We start from the raw sequence: 22,865 nt of genomic DNA on the forward strand, positions 1-22,865 counted from the left end.
GCTCCAGTGCTAGGAAGGGAACGTCATCTCTTGTGGTTCGCTTCCTGGTGATCCATAATATAAAATCGTTTGTGGTTGTAAGCGAAGTAATACATATTCGGGATCATCCGGGCCAGAAATCCAAGGGCGTAACGATTCGTCCCAATATTTTTCTTTTAATTGTGGAGAATCTTCAATTTCCGCTTTGGCTTCAATTTCGATGTGAGGCTCGTTTGTACCATTTTGCCCCACTAAAATATGCGCGTTCGGGTTGGAACGTAGATCTTCTACTTTATGCGTATGCTCATTCGTCGCGGTATAAAGCGTTAGGTCGTCATGAAAAAACGTCATGTAGCGGGAATATGGTTTATCGTTACGAACCGTGGCCATCGTGCCAACGGGATGCTGGTCCAATACTTGTTCTACTTTTTCTTGTAAATTTCGTTCCATTATACAAGCTACCCCCTTAATGATTATTCCTTTTATAATTTGTACGTTTTTTCAATTTTTACTACCGTCGTTCGATAATTTTGCCTGGTTCAGGGAAGAGATAAGAAAAGAAAGTTCAGAAGAATGTGAGGGAAGAAGATGAATCGAATCTTTGCCTTTATCGTATTCGGTGGGGTACCGCTATCTGTTATTGGCTCTTTACTTCATTGGCCGAGCGTTCTTATGTTCGTTATTTACTGTATTACTATCATCGGATTGGCGAGCTACATGGGCCGAGCTACTGAAAGTTTGGCGATTATTTCGGGTCCACGAATTGGTGGGCTATTAAACGCCACGTTCGGAAACGCCGTGGAGCTAATTATTTCGATTTTTGCATTAAAAGAAGGACTTATTGATGTGGTATTAGCCTCTTTAACTGGTTCAGTATTAGGAAACTTATTGTTAGTGGCTGGACTATCCTTTTTTGTCGGGGGGTTAAAATTTAAGCGGCAAACGTTTAATGTTCATGATGCTCGACATAACTCAGGACTACTCATGTTTGCTGTCATTGTCGCCTTTGTGATTCCCGAAATTTTTGCTGAAACGATGAACAGAACCGATACACTTATGTTAAGTGTGGGAATCTCAATTATTTTGATTTTACTCTACATGGCAGCCCTGTTCTTTAAACTCGTTACTCATCGTGGGGTGTATCAACATCATGAGCAGCAGGAGGAACACGAAGAGGAACCGGAATGGTCACGTAACAAATCGATTCTTATTTTAGCGTTAGCGACCGCTGCTGTGGCGTATGTATCCGAAGCGCTCGTACATACGTTTGAAGAAGTGGCCCATGCGTTCGGATGGTCCGAGCTATTTATCGGTGTCATCATTGTTGCCATCGTCGGAAACGCGGCGGAACACGCTTCAGCGATTATCATGGCGTATAAAAATAAAATGGACGTAGCCGTTGAAATTGCCGTTGGTTCAACGTTACAAATTGCTATGTTTGTAGCTCCAATTCTTGTACTCATTTCACTCTTCTTTACCACTTCTATGCCGCTCGTATTTACCGTCCCAGAACTAGTGGCGATGGTTACCGCGGTCCTATTAATGATTGTTATTTCGAACGACGGGGAAACGAACTGGTTCGAAGGGGCTACGCTACTTGCCGCTTATTTGATTATGGGAATCGGCTTTTATTTACTATAAGATTTAAAAAAAGCTATGTTATATTTCATTGTTTTTAGCAAGTTGTTCACACGGCGGCGACTCCAGCGGGAACAGAAAGCCAGGAAAGACCCATATTTGAGCGTAGCGAGGGAAACGGCTCGCGGCTTGCCCGCAGAAAGCGTCAGCCACAAGCGTAATGTATAAATATCAACAGTATCGGATAACAAAGCCAAAAAAAAAGGAACTCCGTATGTGAGTTCCTTTCAATTTTTACATTATGATGGAAAAAGTCCGGATTTGCTTCGGTTGATCACCTACCTTTGGATGTGAATTCGCAGTTGGGATACTCCATAAAAGGTTGAGGTTAAGACCTCCTTTGTTGAAGGGTGACAGTATAACACTATTCGTTTTTTGGAGAAAATATTCTGAATTTTTGTTAAAAAACTATTAAATGAAGACGTTACTCGAATGGATAAATCGAACTTGGTTGGAAAACATAATAACAAACTCGATGATTAACTGAGAAAGGAGTTCTCAACATGATTTCACATCGAATGATCCTTATGGCACTAGTATTTGTTTTAAGTTTTGCTCCAAACGCATCGGGAGAACAAGCGAAAAAAGCAAAAGAAGATCAAGCCTATCAAATTCCTTCTTCCGTCATGAACATCGCCAAAGAAAATACGTACCCAAACCCAACGCAAGATTTACCGTATTTACAACCGAGCGAATTAACGAAAGAATTACTTGAAACATCTAAAATAAAAATTGAAAACCCAAATTTAATTCGGATGTTAAATGAAACAGCCATCAACAAATCTCCATTTTCGATTGGAATGAGAGCAACCATATACTTAGGCGAGTGGCCCCTGAATTACGAATCAACCGAAACCGCTCCTAACTGGCAGTACCAAAAAATAAACACAAACTACTTTGACAACCGTGGTGGAAAATCTATTTATCAAATACATTACGTCCAAGAAGTACAAAAAGTCATTAAAGGCGGCTTAACTGCAAAGGTTCTAAAAGCAGATGACGTCCAAAAAATGATGCTGTTAAAAGCGATGGAAAAAACGAAGCTCCCACTATCTTTTGAAACCATCGTTGGTGCGGGAACGAAAAAGGAGCAAATTTATAACATCCCGCCTAAACGGCTAGGGTACTTATATGCCTATGCTCCTGCGGTAAACGAAAAAGGAAAAGTCACGTATGGCGAAGTGTATCTCGTGCTAAAAGGCAGGCATCGCGGAATCGTCGTCAAAAATGTCACGTCTCAAGGCATCGGCGCCTGGATTCCAGTACAAGACCACATCATGTTTAGCTTCATTGCTACGGATCAACCGAGATAAAGCGGGCTCTTTATTAGAGTTCGCTTTATTACATGTTGGTTTGGTTTTTTTAGGAGTATTATCCGATAAGGAGGGCGAATCGGCACATAGAAGTCCGAAATTTGAACATAAAAAAGACTGGAATTGGGATATAGGCGTTGGATTTGGCACATAAAGAGCAGAGAATAGCACATTCGAAGCCTAGCTTGGCACATAGGATGTAAATGCTGGCCCAATTTTTTCTTATTTGATCCATATCAACAACTTCTAAACAATAAAAACCGATTTGGCGACAGGCCAAATCGGCACAGCTTATAAAACGCTATTTTACTAACTGACCCTCAGCTACTCGTTTCACACGTTCGACAAAATCAACGACGACTTTTTCCGATGCAAACAGAAGAAACAATTTTGTATACCACTTTAACGGTTGGTTTGTCGCTGTATATGTAAGCTCGGTAAGATTTTCATCTTTTTTCGTCAGTTCATAAGTTGCGGTAATGTCAAACATGTTGGCTAAATGAAAGCCTACTTTTAATTTTTTATAATCAGGAGTATCTTTGTATTCTAATGTTTTGACGTCGTATTCCATGACGCGTTTGCCTTCCCGATACTTTTGGCGATAGACACTGCCAACGACTTCTTCGGTTTCATGAACAGGTGTATTTTCTATAACTTGAGGCATAATTTTTTGCATGTTTTCAAGTGACCCGTCAAAAAGCTCCCATACGGTTTCAATCGGAGCGTTAATTTCGATCGATTTTGTCCATTTTTTCATAAAAGACCTCCATCGTAAGTTTTCTTTTATAAAATTAATTCCACTTCGTAAAGCAATATCCTTTTTTATAGAAAAAATACCAAAGGTAAGGAGCCGCCCACTACATTGGAAAGCGGCTCCTGCTGATTTTTGCTCATATTTTCTAAAAGCGGCTCATAACAATCGGGCTTATGCTCATAAATATGAAGTTAATGCTCATAACATTGGGTTTTTGCTCATAAACATAAAGTTTTTGCTCATTACCAATGCTGTTTGCTCATAAATACGAAGTTTTACTCATATTCAAAGGTGTTTGCACATAACATAATGTTTTAGCTCAAACCCCAAGGATTTTGCTCGTAAGGATAAAGTCATTGCTCAGAACTGAAGGATTATTTCTCATAAACATAAAGTTTTTGCTCATAATTAAAAGTTTTTTGCTCAAAAACATGAAGTTTTGCTCATAATCAAGGTGTTTGCTGATAACATAATGTTTTAGCAATCAAGGTGTTTGCTCATAACATAATGTTTAAGCTCAAACCCAGGGCTTTTGCTCGTAAAGATGGATTTTTTTCTCATAACTAAACGATTATTGCTCATAATCATGAAATTTTTTCTCATAACCAAAAGATTTTTTCCCATAATCAAAGGTTTTTGCTCATAACACAATGATTAAGCTCAAACCCCAAGGATTATTGCTCACAAACATGAAGTTATTGCTCATAACCCAAGGATTATTGCTCACAAACATGAAATTTTTAATCATATCCAAAGGTTTTTGCTAATAACGCCCGAAATTTTGTTCATAATTTAAATGCTCCACACCATAGATTATCGAGCAATCTCCGCTTTTCGAGTTGTAAAATCAACATCCGGATAGTACGCATTTTTGACTAAGACGTTCGGACCTAAGCATTGAACCGCTGGACAGTGGCAGTTTAACGACTTCGCTAACGAACTTTCGAGCCAACGTTCAAATATGGACGGTAAGTCATCCGTTTGAACGTTGCCAAGCGGTGGCGCATCGCCAAAGTCAGTCACAATGACATCACCTGTAAAAATGTTCACATTTAAGCGCGAGCGGCCATCTGGGTCGTTACGCACCGTTACATTTTTCGCTTCGTACAGCCGTTTTAACAATGCTAAGTCTTCTTCGTTTTGGCTACAAGGATAAAACGGCAATGTACCGAAAAGCATCCATACGTTTTCATCCCGAATATCGAGCAAACGATGAATAGCTTCGCGTAATTCATCAAGTGTCAACGTATCTAATGTGGATGCAAAATCGCTCGGATACATCGGATGTACTTCATGGCGCCCGCACTTCATTTCCTCGACGATTTGACGATGAATATGTTCAATATGCGGCAATGTCCGCTTGTTCAACATCGTTTCCGCTGAGACCATGACACCTTCTTCGGCGAGCAAGCGGCTGTTTTCAATCATCCGCTCAAACAGTTTTGCCCGTTGCTCACGAGAAGGTTTTTTCTCCATCATCGCAAATCCTGCATCGATGAAGTCATCAATGGTTCCCCAGTTGTGGGAAATGTGCAGGACGTCTAAATACGGGGCAATTTCTAAATAACGATCGATCGGTAACGTTAAGTTCGAGTTAATTTGCGTCCGCACTCCGCGTTCATGGGCATATTTTAAAAGTGGTAAGACATAATTTTTTACCGATTTGGTTGAAAGCATCGGTTCGCCACCGGTAATACTTAACGAACGAAGGTGTGGAATTTCATCTAACCGTTTTAATAATAAGTCTAATGGAAGTGCATCCGGATCTTTCGTTTGTAACGTATATCCAACGGCACAATGCTCGCAGCGCATATTACATAACGTCGTTGTTGTAAATTCGACATTGGAAAGTGTCAATTGGCCGTGCTCTTTTACATCTAAATAAGCTTCCCACGGATCGTAGGAAGGGGTAATTGGTTTCAATTGTTGTACTTGTTCCATGATTGGTTTCCCCTTACATTGAATTTTCCTTATGTCATTATCAAAGAGAAGTCAACAGATTGTCAACGATAAAACAAATGGAAGAAATCATTGCACAATTTCCACCCATTCGGTACGATGGAAGTAGCGAAAGGAGAGATAGTTTGAACAACGTAGCAGTTAACAAAGACCAACAACTTGAATACGTCAAACAACGTCTAAGCATGTTTTTACAAATGCTTGATGCTCTCGATCCAGAACAAGCCGAACTTGAAGACATTGATCGCTTAATCGAAATGATTGATGAGCTTGAAGCAAAAGTGGAACAAGTAAAAAAGTAAAGTTTCATAGTGTATGATGAAAAACTGGCTCGGCATGGGTCAGTTTTTTTAATAGGTAAAAATTTTTACCAGTTGAATCCGTTTTCAGCACAACCCTTTTCTATTACTATGTATAGGAGTATAATAATAATCGGAAAAAGTTTGAAATTTTAAAAATTGCTTGTTGTTTGCTCGGGCAAAAGGGAAAGGGGAAGAATCATGAATATAGAAAAATTCCGTGAAAGTATGTACCAACTCATCGTGGAAACGTCCACCAATTTGCCAAAAGACGTCCGTCGAGCGATAAAAGCGGCAAAAGAGCGGGAAAATGCAGGAACGCGGGCAGCCATGAGTTTAGCAACGATTACAAACAATATTCGAATGGCAGATGAAAACGTCTCGCCAATTTGCCAAGATACAGGACTTCCGACGTTTAAAATTAAGACACCTGTTGGCGTGAACCAAATTGAAATGAAAAAGGCCATTCAAGAAGCGATTGCCCAAGCGACAAAAGACGGAAAACTTCGTCCAAACTCTGTTGATTCGTTAACGGGTGAAAATAGTGGGGATAACTTAGGCATCGGATTACCGGTAATTAAATTCGAACAATGGGAAAACGATTATATTGACGTACGCCTTATTTTAAAGGGTGGCGGTTGTGAAAATAAAAACATTCAGTACAGCTTACCTTGTGAGTTGGATGGACTTGGACGTGCAGGCCGTGACTTAGACGGTATTCGGAAATGTATTTTACATTCGGTGTACCAAGCGCAAGGTCAAGGATGTAGCGCCGGTTTCATCGGTGTTGGTATCGGTGGCGACCGTTCGTCTGGCTATGAACTGGCAAAAGAACAGCTTTTCCGTCCAGTCGATGATGTGAATCCGAACGAAGATTTACGCAAACTAGAAGAATACATTATGGAGAATGCAAATAAGCTCGGAATCGGTACGATGGGCTTCGGCGGAGAAACGACCCTTCTTGGATGTAAAATTGGTGTGATGAACCGCATCCCAGCAAGCTTCTTCGTATCGGTGGCATACAACTGCTGGGCGTTCCGTCGCTTAGGTGTCTACATTGATCCTGAAACAGGGGAAATTACAGAATGGTTATACCAAGATGGAGAAAAAATTGACTTTAAAGAAGAACAAGAACCACAAACAACAGATGCTGACGTCAATGTGGTTACACTGGAAGCGCCGATTACCGAAGAGCAAATTCGTCAATTAAAAGTGGGCGATGTGGTCCGCATTAACGGCATGATTTACACCGGCCGTGACGCGATTCACAAATATTTGATGGATCACGATGCCCCTGTCGATTTAAATGGTCAAATCATTTATCACTGCGGTCCGGTGATGTTAAAAGATGAAGACGGAAACTGGCATGTAAAAGCAGCTGGACCAACTACGTCCATTCGTGAGGAGCCTTATCAAGGGGACATTATGAAAAAATTTGGCGTACGTGCGGTCATCGGTAAAGGCGGTATGGGTCCGAAGACGTTACAAGCATTGCAAGAACATGGCGGCGTGTACTTAAACGCCATCGGTGGAGCGGCGCAATATTATGCGGATTGTATCGAATCCGTTGAAGGTGTCGATCTATTGGAATTTGGTATTCCTGAAGCGATGTGGCACTTAAAAGTAAAAGATTTTACAGCCGTTGTGACCATGGACTCTCACGGCAACAGCTTGCATAAAGACATCGACAAATCTTCGTTAGAAAAACTCGCTCAATTTAAAGAACCGGTCTTTAAGTAAGACTGGAAAGAGGCTGACATTGATGAGTCGGCCTCTTTCTATTTACCTACATCGCTTTCTATGTACCATTTCTCAGCTATTATAAGCCTAAAATCAAGTTTTATGTGCCTATTTATCTGTTCTATATGCCAACAACATCATCTATGAGCTCTGTTTCTCAATTTTTGCCAAGCATGAATCTTTTTCTTTCTTCTCACAATAAGGGTAAAAGTAGGGAAGGAAGGTAACATCGATGAAAAAATGGATGTTCATTCTTGCAGTTGGATCGAGCTTCCTTTGGGGGATCGGACAGGCAGAAGCTGTCTCCAATGAAGCGATCCACTGGGGATTTAAAAAAGGAAAAAACGGTCAGCAAGCTGAAGCTGGCCCTGAACTAGATGAACTACTTGCGAAATATGATGCGTTTTATAAAGGCACAGCCGACAAAAAAGTATTGTACTTAACGTTTGATAATGGATACGAAAACGGATATACGGCTCAAGTGTTAGATGTACTGAAAAAAGAAAAAGTTCCAGCTACCTTTTTTGTCACCGGTCATTACATTCGAAGTGCCCCCGATTTGTTAAAGCGAATGGTCGATGAAGGCCATATCGTCGGCAACCATACGTGGAGTCATCCCGATTTAACGAAAGTGACCGATGAGAAATTTGTAAAAGAACTGAAGCGGGTAGAAGAACAAGTCGAAAAAATCACTGGTCAAGACACGATGCAATATATACGTCCCCCTCGCGGCATTTTTAGTGAACGAACGCTCGCTCTTGCCCAAAAACTTGGCTATACGCACGTCTTCTGGTCCGTAGCGTTCGTCGACTGGCAAACAAACAAGCAAAAAGGCTGGAAATACGCTTACGACAGCATCCTCGCCCAAGTCCATCCCGGAGCGGTGATCCTTTTACACACGGTTTCTAAGGACAACGCCGAAGCTCTCGAACGTGTCATTCAAGAATTGAAAAAACAAGGCTACCAATTTAAAAGCTTAGATCACTACATGATTACCCACGATATGAAATATCCAATGATTACACCATAGAGGGAGGAGTCCCTCCTTTTTCAGCTTTTTTGTATAATCCTCATTCTGTGTGCCAAAAGTTAACGTCTATGGGCCCAAATTGGATGACTATGTGGCAAAGAGATTTTCTTATGAGTCAAATTCTTAAGAGAATAACTTAATGAATTAGAGCAAAACACATTAAATATGAGAAAAAATCCAACATTTATGAGAAAAAATTGACCTTTTATGAGAAAAATCTTAACTTTTATGGGAAAAAATCTATATCCTATGTGAAAAAAAACACGTTTATGAGAAAAAATCGAACTTTATGAGAAAACTCCCGACTATGTGACAAAGTGATTTCTAATAGGCCCAAAATGAGGCAAAAGTGCTTATGGGCCCCAAAAGGAGGACTATGTAACAAAGTTATTTTCAAATGTGCCTAAAATGGATGTCTATAAGACAAAAGTGTTTTCTTATGGTCCCAAAATGGGATGTCTATGAGACAAAAGTGATTTTCTTATGGTCCCAAAATGGATGTCTATGAGACAAAAGTGATTTTCTTATGGTCCCCAAATGGATGTCTATATGCCAAAGTGGATTTTCTTATGTGCCTCAAATGGATGTCTATATGGCAAAGTGATTTCTTATGGTCCTAAAATGGATGTCTATATGCCAAAGTGGATTTTCTTATGTGCCTCAAATGGACGTCTATATGGCAAAGTGATTTCTTATGGTCCCCAAATGGATGTCTATATGCCAAAGTGGATTTTCTTATGTGCCTCAAATGGATGTCTATATGGCAAAGTGGATTTTCTTATGTGCCTCAAATGGATGTCTATGTGGTAAAGTGATTTCTTATGGTCCCCAAATGGATGTCTATATGCCAAAGTGGATTTTCTTATGTGCCTCAAATGGACGTCTATATGGCAAAGTGTTTTTTTATGAGCTAAAAATGGATGTCTATGTACTAAAACGATCTTCTTATGAACCAAAAAAGATGACTTATGTACCAAAGTTGACCTTTTATGTGCCAAATGAGTTGCCGATATGTGTTCCCAATTCGATGTTCTATAACTTGGCTATACGCACGTCTTCTGGTCCGTAGCGTTCGTCGACGTGCCAATCCCCATATGAAGCATGCCGCCTCCAAAACATGATATAATACAAAAAACATCTCTACGAATGAGGGGAACGAGTATGTGGCAAGAAACGATTCAGTTTGAGGGACCATATAATTTTGACTTAGTTCTGTCGCATTTGCAGGACGATCCGCTCAACTGGGTGGACCAACGTACAAAAACGCTAAAGATTCCGTATTATGGGGACAAGCCGCAAGTGGTGACCGTGCAAGGGGTCGGAACGACGGATGCGCCGAAATTTATCGTTACGAGCGAAGGGCCGGCACCTAAAGACAAGGTGTTACAGCGGGTAGCCCACATTTTGCAGTGGGACGTTTCGCTTCACGATATCCACGAATATTTTTTGAAAACTGATTTACGGCCGATTTTTGAAAAACATAAAGGGACACCGCTTATTCTCGACTTTGATTTGTATGCATGTCTTGTCAAATGTATTATTCACCAACAGTTGAACATGGCCTTTGCTCGAAAACTGACGGAACGTTTCGTGCATACATATGGTTTTCAACAGGAGGGCGTCTGGTTTTACCCGTCGCCGGAAAAAATCGCAGATATACGTATCGAAGAGCTGCGCCAGATGCAGTTTAGTCAACGAAAAGCGGAGTATATTATCGGCGTATCAAAGCTAATTGTGACGGGAGAACTGAACTTATCCGATCTCGCCGAACTTTCGGATGATGAAATTATGAAACGGATGGTTAAAATTCGCGGCATCGGTTCGTGGACGGTGGAAAACTTTCTTCTCTTTGGACTCGGTCGCCCGAATCTTTTTCCTAAAGCAGATATCGGCATTCAAAATGCGTTAAAAAAATTGTATAATCTCGAACGGAAACCAACGTACGACGAAATGGACGAATACAAACGTCCGTGGGAACCTTACTTAAGCTATGCATCCCTTTATTTATGGAGAAGTATTGAAGCAACGGAGTGAAACGAATGAAAAAACAGCAAGTGACGATTCGGCCGGGACAAACCTTTCCGTTAACCATTAAACGGCTCGGAATTAACGGGGAAGGGGTCGGCTATTTTAAAAAGCAAGTCGTGTTTGTACCTGGGGCGTTACCAGGCGAAGAAGTCATTGTAGAAGCAACAAACATCCATCCAAAATACGCTGAAGCGAAAATTAAACGCATTCGAAAAAAATCACCTCATCGTGTGGCACCGCCATGCCCGGTTTACGAGGCGTGCGGAGGCTGTCAGTTACAGCACTTAGACTATAAGAAGCAGTTAGAAGAAAAACGCGACATTGTCATACAATCGTTAGAACGGCATACAAAACTCGATGTAGATAAACTAGACATTCGCCCAACGATCGGCATGGACGACCCGTGGTCATACCGTAACAAAAGTCAATTTCAAGTGGGTGAAAAAAATGGTCAAGTCATTGCTGGACTCTACAGTTTAAATTCGCATAAGCTCATTGACATCCCAGAGTGTGGCGTCCAGCATCCACTTACGATTAAAATCACCAACGTCGTGAAACAAATTTTACAAGACTTTCGAATTCCGATTTATAACGAGCGGACGAAACAAGGTGTCGTGCGGACAGTTGTTGTGCGGGTTGGTATTAAGACGGGTGAAGCACAAGTCGTTCTCGTAACAGTGAAAAAAGAACTTCCGCGAAAAGAACTTATTGTGGCGGAAATTCAAAAGCGCCTGCCAGAAGTAAAGTCTATTATGCAAAATATCCAGCCGAAAAAAACGTCGCTCATTTTTGGGGACGAAACCATTCATTTAGCGGGTAAAAAAGCGATTAAAGAACAGTTAGAGACGTTTTCGTATGAATTGTCGGCACGTGCTTTTTTCCAATTGAATCCTGAGCAAACAGTGAAGCTTTATCATGAAGTGAAAAAAGCCGCCGATCTATCCGGTGAAGAAAAAGTCGTCGATGCCTACTGCGGCGTCGGAACCATTGGGTTATGGGTGGCCGACGGAGCGAAAGAGATTCGCGGCATGGACATCATCCCGGAAGCAATTGAAGATGCCAAGGAAAATGCGAAAAAGCATGGCTTTGAAAATGCAAAGTACGTCGTCGGTAAAGCAGAAACGGTGTTGCCGAAATGGAAAAAAGAAGGGTGGATTCCAGATGTCGTCATTGTGGACCCACCACGCACCGGCTGTGACCGTGGTCTACTCGACACCATCTTAAAAATCAAACCCAAAACATTCGTCTACGTCTCATGCAACCCATCCACCTTCGCCAAAGACGTCCAATACATCAGTAAATCATACAAGGTTGAATACATCCAACCCGTCGACATGTTCCCGCATACCGCGCATGTCGAAATCGTCGCAAAGTTGGTAGCACATTTGTAGATATAAAATAAACTCTTGCCATATAAAATAAACTCCTGCAAAAATCAAAATAAAGTTGTGCAAAAGGGCAGGAGCAAGGCTGGGAAAGGAAAGAGGGAAAAGGGAAAACCCTTCATCCTCAAGCCTTTTCCCTATTTTTTATCACGACTTTATTTTCAATCATAATAAAGTTGTGGCAGAAAAAATCGAATCAAAAATCGAGAAAATGAGCGATTCGTGAACGACTTTATTATGAATGGAAAAATATAGGTGGCGTAGGAATGAGGGATGAAGGGGTGGAGAGTAGCAAGGGTTTATTATTGCTGAACATAGTTAGGATGAAAAAAGAGAAAAAAATAAAAAATTTGCAAGGGAAATAGGATGAATCCTGTTTCTCTTTTTTCATTAGGGAATAGGGAAAAGGAAAGAAACAAAGAAGTATTAAAAGAAGATAAATAAACAAAGAGCTCAGGGCAGTTACAACAATTCCAAAAGACATGTGGAAATCGAACATGTCAGGGTGCAATATTTGGCTTACATCAAAGACTTTAAGCATAAAACCAATCTCCCTACTATTATTTGAAGTTCACAACATGAAGGAAACGGCCTTTCCTTCTTCTCTAATTTCCTTTAGATGGTATAATATCTCCAAAAGGAGGGGGAACATGGAAGAAAGACCAATTGAATATTGTCCACATTGTGGAGAAGACCTGATTGGAGAAAAAATTCCTTTCAACTTGAGAGAACATTATTCACCGCCTTATTTTTCCAGACTGAAAATTGGGATTTATAACAGAGAACTCGATAGGATTACGCACTGGCAATGCCCTATTTACGAAGGGACATGGGAGAGAAAATAAAAAAGTGAAGAGTCGACTTATGTTAAGCGAAAAAAGAAAATGCTGGTCTGAAATGGAAATAGAAGACATCTGCCGTATCAAAACGGAATTTTTTTGTTAATTTAAACGAACGTATATTCGTGTTTGGCGATTTTATTCTGTATTAGACCAACTTTATCCGATTCATGAAGTGTAAAAGGCCCTCTACAAGAGGATTTTTTGCTTCTTTAATTGTGTTTCGCTAATAGCTCTATTAAGTTGATTGACATTTACTTTTAACATATTAGTCACCTCCACTTTCAGAATATTATAATCATTCCCCCTGCACTTTAGCATTATATCATTAGTTATCTGTACAAACAATATATATTGTGGTTGTTTTGGTATCAAAATACTATATATTGTGTTTTGTGGTATTTTTAATTTAATTTGTCAAATGATAAAACATATGAATAGTAGAGGAAAAAAGAGTATTTATAAGAAAATGTGGGAACAACAATGCTCAAAGAAGTAATAAACAGTTCTTAATATGTTCATACGATTTTAGTAACTATTTAGAGCAATTGCATAAGAAGTACGAAATAGTTCATACCTCTAAATCATTTTAGTGGTCTATTTGTTTTTGAGAAACTATCAGTTTAGTGACGTTTTGTTTTATTCCTTCTGAAAAATGTCTTCAACAGAGTTATTGTTTTATAAGGATAAAGAATTGTTGTTGTATAATATTTTGTAAAGAAAAGGGGGAGTCTCTTATGAAAGAGGAAATCTTATTATTGAAAATCCATAACGCATTAAAAGAAGGTAAGGATTACTATGAAGCTACTCGTGGAAATTGGAAGATAAATAAAGTCAGAATTCCGTATATTCAATATGTCGCTGGAGTTAGTGGTGGAAAAGTTGTTTGTGCATTTCAACCTTCAAAATGGGAAATTATCGAAGAAGGTTCTGAGAAGGGAAGAAAACGTTTTGAAGGCACTGAAGCTCCTTTGGAAATATTGAAAAAGTTACAAAATGCAGAAGAAAAAGTGATGAAAAAGTTTGGACGTGGAAGTGCAGTTGCTTATATCTCTTTGTCCGAATTGAATAGTATCTTATAAAATAATAGTGAGCTATTTTCTAACCTTGTTGTTTTTAAGGCAACAAAGTGTAAGAAAATAGCTTTTTTATTTAATTATTAGTTATTTTTTATAAAAACTGGCAACGATTTGTTAAAATAAGTATATTGGAACGTTTATTTCAATAATGAATATTAAAGAAATAGTGGAGTGTTAAAAAGGGGAAATTTATATGAATAAGATAACTGGAAATGCAGTGATTGTTCGAACGCTTTTTAATAATCGTTATACCGTTCAGTATTACCAAAGGGAATATAACTGGGGACGAAAACAGATTGAAGAACTAATAGAAGATTTAACAAATGAATTTTTTGAGTTTTATAAAGCTGGAGATACTCAAAGGGATGTAATGAGATACGGAAATTATTTCTTAGGACCAATCATTTTGACAAATGACAATGCCATCATTGATGGTCAACAACGTCTCTCGTCTATGACGCTGTTGCTTATTTATCTAAATAATTTGCAGAAAAATTCTACTTATCCGAAAGTAAACGTTGATAATCTGATTTATTCTGAAATGTATGGGCAGAAAACTTTTTGTATTAATGTGCCAGAAAGAGAACGATGTTTGGAAGGCTTATTTGATAATGGAGATTATGATATAACCAATGAAACATCAGAGAGCGTTATCAATTTATATAATCGCTATAAGGATATTGAAGAAATTTTTCCAGATGAGTTAAAGGGTGAAGCTCTTCCAGTTTTTATTGAATGGTTGATAGACAATATTGTTTTTATTGAGATAAGAACGGATTCCGAACAGGATGCTCATAAAGTGTTTGTTACCATGAATGATAGAGGATTAAGGCTTACTCCTACAGAAATGCTTAAAGGGTATCTACTATCTGAAATCAATGATAACAGTACGAGAAATAAAGCAAACGACTTATGGAAAGAAAGGGTATTAAAATTAAAAGAAATTGAAAAAGACGGAGATGCCGACTTTATTAAAAACTGGTTAAGAGCACAGTATGCAGAATCTATAAGGGAAGGGAAAAGAGATGCGGAGAACAAGGATTTTGAGATAATTGGTACAACCTTCCATAAGTGGGTTAGAGAAAATAAATCCATTATGCAACTAAATAAAAGTTCGGATTTTGAGAGGTTTATATTAAAAGATTTCAACACTTTTTCAGATATATATATTCGTTTAAAACAATACTCCAGTTCATTCGATAAAGAGTATGAGTATGTGTTTTACAATGCTGATAGAGGATTTACATTACAGTATCAGATTATTCTTGCCTCCATTGCACCAGGCGATACAATGGACATTATCAATAAAAAGATAAAACTTGTTTCTTGCTTTATTGACCAGTTTATTGCGGTGCGTGTGTTTAACTTTAAGACAGTTGATTATTCTTCTATCCGATATACTGTATTTAATATTACTAAGAAAATTAGAAGAAAAAGTATAGATGAACTTGTGTCTATCTTGAAAGATTATATAAATGGAATGGAATATACTTTAGAAGGTATAGATGGCTTTTATTTGAATCAATTTACAAGAAGGTATATGTTGCATATTTTGTCAAGAATGACATACTATCTGGAACAGAATTGCGGAATTAACAGTAGTTTTGCCAATTATGTTAATCGTCAGCAGAAGAATCCATATGATATTGAACATATTTGGGCAGACGATTATACACAAGGAAATCATCAAATAGATTTTGCCACGGAAGAGGAATTTAAAGACTTTAGAAATAAATTTGGAGGTCTTTTAATACTTCCAAAGGATAAAAACAGAAGTTTGCAAGATATGGAATATACTAAGAAAGTCGTTAAATATGACAGTGAAAATTTATTGACAAGAACTTTAAATGCAAACTGTTACAGTAATAATCCATCGTTTTTGAGATTTATACAAAATACCAATCTTCCTTTTCGACCGTATGCCCAATTCAATAAAGCCGAATTGATAGAAAGACAAAAACTATATAAAGAAATTTGTAAGAAAATATGGAGTTTAGATTTATTAGAGGAAATTGCAAATTCATAGTTTTTAAAGAAAAAAGGGAAGAAAGTGACTATAAAGTCAAGAATGGAAATACTTGTTACCCAGATTGGCGGAAATTTGTTGTTAATGCTCCCCTTAGGTGTCTATGTTCCTCTTATATGGGAAAAGAAAAACAAATTAAAATTGATCGCTTTTATTGGTTTTGTTACGTCTTTTTTTATTGAATATCTACAATTTCAAATCGGTATGATCATTCATCTTCGTTATCGCTCTGTTGATATTGACGATATCTTGTTAAATACATTAGGAGCAATAACGGGCTTCTTCATACTTAAAATGATTTCCCCTTTGCTCAGTGATAATATAAAATCGTCCCAAAAGCCATCTTTATTCAATTGATATCACCACATTGCCTTCTGTCTTCATATATAAACATCCGTATTTCCGCTACCAAATTTGCGGTAAATACGGATGTTTTTTCTGTATTGGGGGACAGTCCCGCGCTATGGTAATGCTTTAAAGGAGCGCGGGACTGTCCCCTAAAATTCCGTACTCTCCATCGCAATATGAGTAACACAGCGATCTTCTAACCATTTCAGAAGACGAAACAAGTCTTTCGTGAAAGTAGGGAATGTTTCGATTTCCTTTTGAATGTGTTCTTCTTCTCCAAGAAGCGCACAAACCATAATCGTTTCGGCATGGGCATCTAATCCCGCACAACGATGATAAAGAACATCCATGATCCTTACTCCTTTCATCCATAAATTCGCAAACAGAGAGACCATTTGTATGTTAGGCATTTTTCTGTTCGTAGTCACCTTTTCGCACGAAAAGGGCTGACAATGGGTGGAACACCAAATGGACTCAAACAGTTTTTATTACAGGATCGAACTACCATTAAAGAGAACGTCTTTCAAAACTGTTTGCGTTCATATCCATTATGGGAAGGAATGATGGATTTTCATGCATGGGTGGGGAGTAAAATTACTCATGGATGTTTTTATTATGTATGAATTTTTAATCTATGAGAGATTCAATGATGCTATTGGCTACACATCCCTTTTCTCCATTCGCCAAATCCCAATGAAAGAGAAGATACATATATAAAAAGTAGAAGCCAAGTAAAATAAAAATAAATGAAAACTGTTATCCAGACCTTTCAGATTAATGGGGTCCATTGCTATTGCTGGGTAAGAAAGAGGCCATATATAACCGATTTTTAATAAATACAATAATATTCCTAAAAATGTAAATCCAACACTTACTCCTACGGGTACAGAGAAGCTTTTCATAGACGTAGATAATAAAAGTTGAAGAGAAGCAATAGCGATTGTGCCAATCCATCCGTGAAAAACCCATTTGATAATAGTGAACGGTATAAAGCCTGGAAGTCCCATTAATTTACCTACTAGTGTATAGGCTGCTAATAAAAAGATTTGCGTTATCAACGAAAGGAAAGCAATCATCATAAGCTTTGATATATAAATGTTTTTTATCGATATGGGCATTGAAAGAAGTTTGTTCCAATTGTTTCCTGAAAATTCGCTTCTACAGACTAATGAGCTGTAAATACCAATGAGAATAGGGAGCAGAAACATACTGTAAAGCATACCGACTTGCGTCCAAGCTTTTATCCATTCATTTTCTCCATGGTGTACAAGTACTTCTTTATTTGCTTGAAAGTTCAACAGTCCTAACACGATACAAATGAGTGGTATACACATCATGATGAGCCAAAGCTTTGATCTCTTTAATTTGAGCAATTCAGAAGCAAGAACGAATCTGATAGGCATAAATCAAATCCTCCTAGTTAATATCTTTTCTTATAAAATGATTTAAACTTAATAGAATCAAAAATATTCCGATAATTAAACTTAAATATATATTAGAGAGATAAGAAGGATTGTATTGGTAATTCATATGACCATCTATCATTTTAAAAGTAATCGGGTTTGAAATAGCTGGATATGTCCAGATAAATAAACGGCTCACAGAGAACATTTGGCCAAAATATCCTAGAAATGATCCAATCATTCCTGCCGCTAATGCAAAGGCTTGATTTTTAATTATCAAGGATATCCACAGTTGAAGAGCCACAATACATATACTTGATACAATCGATGCAAATACAAACTTTATAGTTAAGATAAAAGGGAACGATCCTGGGAAATCTAAGATCTTTCCAATGATTATAGTGCTAAGAAAGGAAATGCAAGCAGGTATTAGCAATAACACAAAACTTACAATTAGTTTGCTGAAATATACAGAAGCTTTGTAGATAGGAGTAGCCAACAGCAATCTCCAAGTGTTTTCCTTATGTTCTAGATCGATCAATCGGGATACAATTACCGCTATGATAATAGGAAAAAACAGACCATTAAGAACGCCAAAATTTAGTATTAAATTTTCCCAAGTAAGAAACTCTTGTTTAGCTTTTGCTGTTAAGGTGAAAACCCAAGCAATTTCTAATAAGTGCATCAAACCTATAACAAGTACAAATTGTTTTCTTTTTAACTTGAGAAATTCACTTTTTAATATCGATAACATCACAGACTTCCTCCCTTGCCTGTAAGCTCAAGGAAAATATCTTCTAATGTGCGCCGTTCTTCCTCGATTCTATAAACGGATATATTGTTTGTTACTATGAGCTGATTCGCTTGGGCAATCTTCTCATCATCGCAGTTATTGAATACTAAGCATCCATTTTTTATAGTGGAAATAATATGATGACTCTGCAAAATTCGATAGCTTTCGGCGAGATTGCTTACTCTCATCTTTACTATTGATTTACTTTTTCGCAATTTCTCTATTTTATCCTGAAAAATAAGGTTTCCTTTTTGAATAATACCGACCTGGGTAGCAATCTGGTCAATTTCACTAAGTAAATGGCTTGAAATAATAACAGTCATGCCATATTTAGAAGGTAATTGCTTAATTAGCTCACGTATTTCTTGTATACCGGCCGGATCTAATCCATTCGTAGGTTCATCAAGAATTAAGAGTTTTGGGTAAGCTAAGAGAGAAGCAGCGATGCCCAGCCGTTGTTTCATACCTAACGAATATTTTTTTACAAGCTTATCCTTTTGATTCGTTAGTCGTACAATTTCTAGTACTTCATCTATATTTTGTTTTGGGGCGTTAATTAAACGACGAATAACTTCTAAGTTTTCATAACCTGTTAAATGCCCGTAGTAAGATGGTGATTCCACTAAAGATCCTATATTTTTTAGGATGTTTGTTCTATGGATGTTTAAATCTTTGTTGAAAATTTTAATTTTCCCCTCGGTTGGTTTTACTAAACCTAAAAGCATTTTTAGTGTGGTTGTTTTTCCTGCGCCATTTGGCCCTAGGAAGCCGTAAATTTCGCCTTCTTTTACTTTTAAATTTAATTGTTTCACGCTAAAATGATCCCCGTATTTTTTTGTAAGGTTTTGAGTTTCTACAATATACTGAGACATATTGTTGTTTTCCTCCTTTAGATGTGGTGTAATTTTAACCATAAAAAACTATACACAATCTTGTTTAACTTCCTTTTCACATTACCTTAAGATTTGCTTAATTAAAAAAGCGTATTAACATTTAGTTAATACGCTTTTTTAAAACTACTGTTGTTGTTGTCCCTTTTCCCCATTTGCTTTGCACATGAATTTCGCCGTCGTGAGCATTAATAATTTGTTTCGCAATCGCTAATCCTAAACCTGATCCCTCGATATTTTTCGTATTACTGCCTCTAAAGTAACGATCAAATAAATGTTCTAATTCTTCTTCTGGAATGCCTCGACCATTATCTTCGACAAAGATATATACTGCATGTTTATCGTCTTTAACATCGACTTTTATATGTGTACCACTCGAGTTATGAACAATCGCATTAACAATAATATTATTTAAGGCTCTCTGGATTAATTTTTCATCTATTTTTATTATTAAAGGAGTACTGTTTGCGATGAATTCTATATTTTTATCTTTGTAAGCGGGATTATTTACGTATGAAATGATTAAGTCCCTTAATATTTTTATAATATCTGTATCTTTTTTGTTTAAAGGGAGTATATCGTTTTTAAGTTGATATGTTAGTTTTAAGTCGTCTATAAGTTTTTCTATATAAAGAGATTTTGACTCAATAATCTTGGCGTATTTCATTCGTTCTTCTGCTGTAAAGTGATAATTTTGGTCCGCCAGTAATTCACTGTAGCCCTTAATGGAAGATAAAGGAGTTTTTAAATCATGTGTAAGGTTAGTAATCCATTCCTCTCTCATTTTATCCAATTGTTTTCTCTTTTTATCTAATTCTTGCAGATTAGTAGATAGCTGTTTTAAACTTACAAAAACATCTTTATATATACCTTTGTTTACACTTTTCTGTTCATATATTCCCTTGGACAAATTGGTGATGGCATCGATCAACATCCATACAGGTCTAGCCATATATTTAGCTACCCCATAAGCGAAAATCAGAACACATAGTATGGCCGCGATAACTAGCATGAGGATCCCGTAAGGATACAAGCTAAACATATTGTTAATATTCAAATAGATTAAAAAACGCGAAACTCTTTGATAAGGAAACGCAACAATATAACTCCATTTTTCGTTATTTTTTTCTAGTTCGCTCACGAAAATGGTATATCCATCTACTGAATATTTGTATAAAAAGACAATGTCTTTGGCTGTGTAGTGCTGCTTTATATTCTTTGGTGTATGAGCGTTATAAACGACATTTCCATTCTTGTCTACAATTTGCATCCAAGCTTTATTTTGAGTTAGTATGTGTTCTCCTTCTTGAGTGAGATAAAAATTACCATTCATCCACTGGATTTGTTTTTTTAAGTTTAAGGTAATTTCTTCCGGAGAAGATTCCTGATGGTTCAATTTATTATTGTGAAAGACGAAATAAGTAACGATAGCTACTTGTACGATTAACACTGTCAATAGTAGTCCAATAATAGAAGCTATATATAAAATTGTGATTTTCCATTTCATAGCCGTTATTCCTTTGTATTTAATTTATAACCTAATCCTCTAACAGTAATTAGATATTTTGGATTAGAAGGATCATCTTCTATCTTTTCTCTTAGATGTCTTATATGCACCATAATCACATTATCACTTCCATAATATTCTTCATTCCAGATCGCTTCATATAAAGAGGACTTGCTGAATACTTGATTTGGATTCTTTGCTAAAAATAATAGAAGTTGATATTCTTTGGCTGTCAAATGAAGAGTTTTATTGTTTTTGAATACTTCTCCGCTTTTTTCATTAATTATAATGTCACCAAATTGATATACGTTTGAATGAATAGGTTGGTGCTCTCCTCTTAAATATCGATCCCGTCTAAAAAAAGCTTTCATGCGGTAAGCAACTTCTTTAGGACTAAACGGTTTTGTAATATAATCATCCGCTCCAATGCTTAAACCAACAATACGATCTACATCTTCTTCTCGTGCTGACAGAAAAAAAATAGGTGCCATTGTAAAAGATCTAATTTCTTGACAGACACTAAACCCATCTATATCAGGAAGCATAATGTCCAGAACAATTAAATCTGGATTAATACTCTTACACATCTCTATTCCTTTATATCCTAGAGAGGCTTTGTATATGTGACGGAATCCTTCTTTTCTTAACACAATTTCCAGCAAATCTAAAATTTCTTCTTCATCATCGATCATTAGTATTTTTTTAGATTCTATGTATTTATTATCAACGAGCAATATGTCTACCTCCTCAAGATTTAGACGTGATTTTTCTAATATAGTCATTCTATAGATTTTGATTTATTAATGATTTTCAGAGCGCAACAAACCCTTTATAGTAAATTTTTACATTATATTATAATTATTTTCATTATCTTCTAAAAAATAAAGGGGTATTAAAAACATATTTGTAGAAAATATGGATTCTTAGTATTGGGGGACAGTCCCGCGCTATGGTAAAGCTTTAAAGGAGCGCGGGACTGTCCCTTTAATAAAGCAAATACTAATGGGAATAAATTAATGAATTAGAGCAAAACACATTACTTATGAGAAAAAATCCAAAATTTATGAGAAAAAATTGAACTTTTATGGGAAAAATCCTAACTTTTATGGAAAAAATCTAAATCTTATGGGAAAAAACCCACGTTTACGAGAAAACATTAAAGGGACACGGATAATAGTAAAATAATGGTAATATAATTAAGGTAAGGTTAAAATGTTAACCACTATAGCTGGTATGAAAATAGGAATGTATTTCGCTACTGGGCTATTGGCAATCGGAACCATCATGTTCACTCATTATTGGTTATTATGTTCGTTTTCGTTAGTAAAGTAAAAAAATAACTAAATTTAATAGGAGGGATAGGGGGATTGAAACGGGTTCTATTGTTGTTTTTCATGTTCGTATGGACATTTCAGCCATTCGTCCATGCACTTTCTTGGGCCTATTCGTTCGTTGTCTGGAAAGGACATGTGTATGAAGTAACTGTGGAAGAAGTGACCGATATTGGAAAAATGATTGGCCAGGTAAAAACCCAAGCGGACAATAGGACAGGTGATTACTGGGGAGATGCGTCGAATGTTTATCCAGTCGGTACGAAGTATTATGAAATTAAAGGGACACCGACAAAATTGGCCATTGCGGTCGAAGTGGAGCCCAATCGCTATTTGAAAGCAGTCTACAAGCATCGGTCACCACATTATTGGAAAGAAGTTGCTTTAAAAATAGGATTTGGGCTTGTTATAGTTGCGATTGTATTCATCGTTGTAAGGTTAAAAATAAAAAGGAGTTAGCACTTAGCTACTCCTTTCTATCCAATCAAAATTTGAATCGTTAATGGGCTTTCTTATGTGCCAAA

Annotated in this window: 20 protein-coding genes and 1 pseudogene; 12 read left to right on the plus strand and 9 right to left on the minus strand. The window is 37.2% G+C overall.

What is annotated here, in order from left to right:
- Nucleotides 1-9: 9 nt before the first annotated feature.
- Entirely contained in the window at nucleotides 10-429 is a 420-nt protein-coding gene (locus tag ABES52_RS02025; protein WP_429648423.1) for a pyridoxamine 5'-phosphate oxidase family protein, read from the minus strand.
- Between the two features lie 138 nt (nucleotides 430-567).
- Between ABES52_RS02025 and cax the strand changes: the two genes are divergently transcribed.
- Together cax and ABES52_RS02035 are read left to right on the plus strand one after the other, a co-directional pair.
- Nucleotides 568-1,620, plus strand: a complete 1,053-nt coding sequence (gene cax / locus ABES52_RS02030) for a calcium/proton exchanger (RefSeq protein ID WP_429648425.1) — start codon at nucleotides 568-570, stop codon at nucleotides 1,618-1,620.
- Between the two features lie 500 nt (nucleotides 1,621-2,120).
- The gene (locus ABES52_RS02035) at nucleotides 2,121-2,930 is read left to right on the plus strand and encodes a YfkD famly protein (RefSeq protein ID WP_429648427.1); all 810 of its coding nucleotides are present in this window, start codon (nucleotides 2,121-2,123) and stop codon (nucleotides 2,928-2,930) included.
- Between the two features lie 301 nt (nucleotides 2,931-3,231).
- Here ABES52_RS02035 and ABES52_RS02040 read toward each other — a convergent pair whose 3' ends face one another.
- Nucleotides 3,232-3,687 (minus strand): SRPBCC family protein, encoded by a 456-nt coding sequence (locus tag ABES52_RS02040; RefSeq protein ID WP_429648429.1) that lies wholly within the window; start codon nucleotides 3,685-3,687, stop codon nucleotides 3,232-3,234.
- An 810-nt stretch (nucleotides 3,688-4,497) separates the two neighbouring features.
- Nucleotides 4,498-5,625 (minus strand): radical SAM/CxCxxxxC motif protein YfkAB, encoded by a 1,128-nt coding sequence (yfkAB, locus tag ABES52_RS02045; RefSeq protein WP_429648431.1) that lies wholly within the window; start codon nucleotides 5,623-5,625, stop codon nucleotides 4,498-4,500.
- A 143-nt stretch (nucleotides 5,626-5,768) separates the two neighbouring features.
- Here yfkAB and ABES52_RS02050 point away from each other — a divergent pair, with 143 nt between their 5' ends.
- From ABES52_RS02050 to ABES52_RS02090, 9 genes are all read left to right on the plus strand, one after another.
- Nucleotides 5,769-5,945 (plus strand): SE1561 family protein, encoded by a 177-nt coding sequence (locus ABES52_RS02050; RefSeq protein ID WP_429648512.1) that lies wholly within the window; start codon nucleotides 5,769-5,771, stop codon nucleotides 5,943-5,945.
- Nucleotides 5,946-6,143: 198 nt separating this feature from the next.
- Entirely contained in the window at nucleotides 6,144-7,682 is a 1,539-nt protein-coding gene (locus ABES52_RS02055) for a fumarate hydratase (RefSeq protein WP_429648433.1), read from the plus strand.
- 232 nt (nucleotides 7,683-7,914) lie between these two features.
- A complete protein-coding gene (pdaA, locus tag ABES52_RS02060) occupies nucleotides 7,915-8,712 on the plus strand; it encodes a delta-lactam-biosynthetic de-N-acetylase (protein WP_429648435.1) in 798 nt (265 codons plus the stop codon).
- A 1,161-nt stretch (nucleotides 8,713-9,873) separates the two neighbouring features.
- A complete protein-coding gene (locus ABES52_RS02065; RefSeq protein WP_429648437.1) occupies nucleotides 9,874-10,746 on the plus strand; it encodes a DNA-3-methyladenine glycosylase family protein in 873 nt (290 codons plus the stop codon).
- Between the two features lie 5 nt (nucleotides 10,747-10,751).
- On the plus strand, nucleotides 10,752-12,131 hold the full coding sequence (rlmD, locus tag ABES52_RS02070) for a 23S rRNA (uracil(1939)-C(5))-methyltransferase RlmD (protein ID WP_429648439.1): 1,380 nt from the start codon (nucleotides 10,752-10,754) through the stop codon (nucleotides 12,129-12,131).
- Nucleotides 12,132-12,775: 644 nt separating this feature from the next.
- Nucleotides 12,776-12,970: a hypothetical protein gene (locus ABES52_RS02075; protein ID WP_429648441.1), complete on the plus strand. Its 195-nt coding sequence runs from the start codon at nucleotides 12,776-12,778 to the stop codon at nucleotides 12,968-12,970.
- 731 nt (nucleotides 12,971-13,701) lie between these two features.
- The gene (locus ABES52_RS02080) at nucleotides 13,702-14,046 is read left to right on the plus strand and encodes a hypothetical protein (RefSeq protein WP_429648443.1); all 345 of its coding nucleotides are present in this window, start codon (nucleotides 13,702-13,704) and stop codon (nucleotides 14,044-14,046) included.
- A 190-nt stretch (nucleotides 14,047-14,236) separates the two neighbouring features.
- Nucleotides 14,237-16,069, plus strand: a complete 1,833-nt coding sequence (locus tag ABES52_RS02085; protein ID WP_429648445.1) for a DUF262 domain-containing protein — start codon at nucleotides 14,237-14,239, stop codon at nucleotides 16,067-16,069.
- Nucleotides 16,070-16,111: 42 nt separating this feature from the next.
- Nucleotides 16,112-16,426 (plus strand): VanZ family protein, encoded by a 315-nt coding sequence (locus ABES52_RS02090; RefSeq protein ID WP_429648514.1) that lies wholly within the window; start codon nucleotides 16,112-16,114, stop codon nucleotides 16,424-16,426.
- A 149-nt stretch (nucleotides 16,427-16,575) separates the two neighbouring features.
- Here the strand turns inward: ABES52_RS02090 and ABES52_RS02095 are convergent.
- The 6 genes and pseudogenes from ABES52_RS02095 to ABES52_RS02120 all read right to left on the minus strand — a co-directional run.
- Nucleotides 16,576-16,767 (minus strand): annotated as a pseudogene (locus ABES52_RS02095) (IS110 family transposase); the annotation flags it as partial.
- A gap of 309 nt (nucleotides 16,768-17,076) precedes the next feature.
- A complete protein-coding gene (locus tag ABES52_RS02100; RefSeq protein WP_429648447.1) occupies nucleotides 17,077-17,820 on the minus strand; it encodes an ABC transporter permease in 744 nt (247 codons plus the stop codon).
- Between the two features lie 13 nt (nucleotides 17,821-17,833).
- On the minus strand, nucleotides 17,834-18,574 hold the full coding sequence (locus ABES52_RS02105) for an ABC transporter permease (RefSeq protein WP_429648449.1): 741 nt from the start codon (nucleotides 18,572-18,574) through the stop codon (nucleotides 17,834-17,836).
- Complete coding sequence (locus ABES52_RS02110) at nucleotides 18,574-19,485, minus strand: ABC transporter ATP-binding protein (RefSeq protein WP_429648451.1); 912 nt, start codon at nucleotides 19,483-19,485, stop codon at nucleotides 18,574-18,576. The genes ABES52_RS02105 and ABES52_RS02110 overlap by 1 nt, the downstream gene beginning before the upstream one ends.
- A gap of 121 nt (nucleotides 19,486-19,606) precedes the next feature.
- Nucleotides 19,607-21,010, minus strand: coding sequence for a sensor histidine kinase (locus tag ABES52_RS02115; protein WP_429648453.1), 1,404 nt, complete (start codon nucleotides 21,008-21,010; stop codon nucleotides 19,607-19,609).
- 5 nt (nucleotides 21,011-21,015) lie between these two features.
- The gene (locus ABES52_RS02120) at nucleotides 21,016-21,702 is read right to left on the minus strand and encodes a response regulator transcription factor (protein WP_429648516.1); all 687 of its coding nucleotides are present in this window, start codon (nucleotides 21,700-21,702) and stop codon (nucleotides 21,016-21,018) included.
- 675 nt (nucleotides 21,703-22,377) lie between these two features.
- Here ABES52_RS02120 and ABES52_RS02125 point away from each other — a divergent pair.
- The gene (locus tag ABES52_RS02125) at nucleotides 22,378-22,800 is read left to right on the plus strand and encodes a hypothetical protein (protein ID WP_429648455.1); all 423 of its coding nucleotides are present in this window, start codon (nucleotides 22,378-22,380) and stop codon (nucleotides 22,798-22,800) included.
- Nucleotides 22,801-22,865 lie beyond the last annotated feature (65 nt).

It is taken from the genome of Aeribacillus pallidus (genome assembly GCF_050478865.1).
Lineage (GTDB): Bacteria > Bacillota > Bacilli > Bacillales > JACDOC01 > JACDOC01.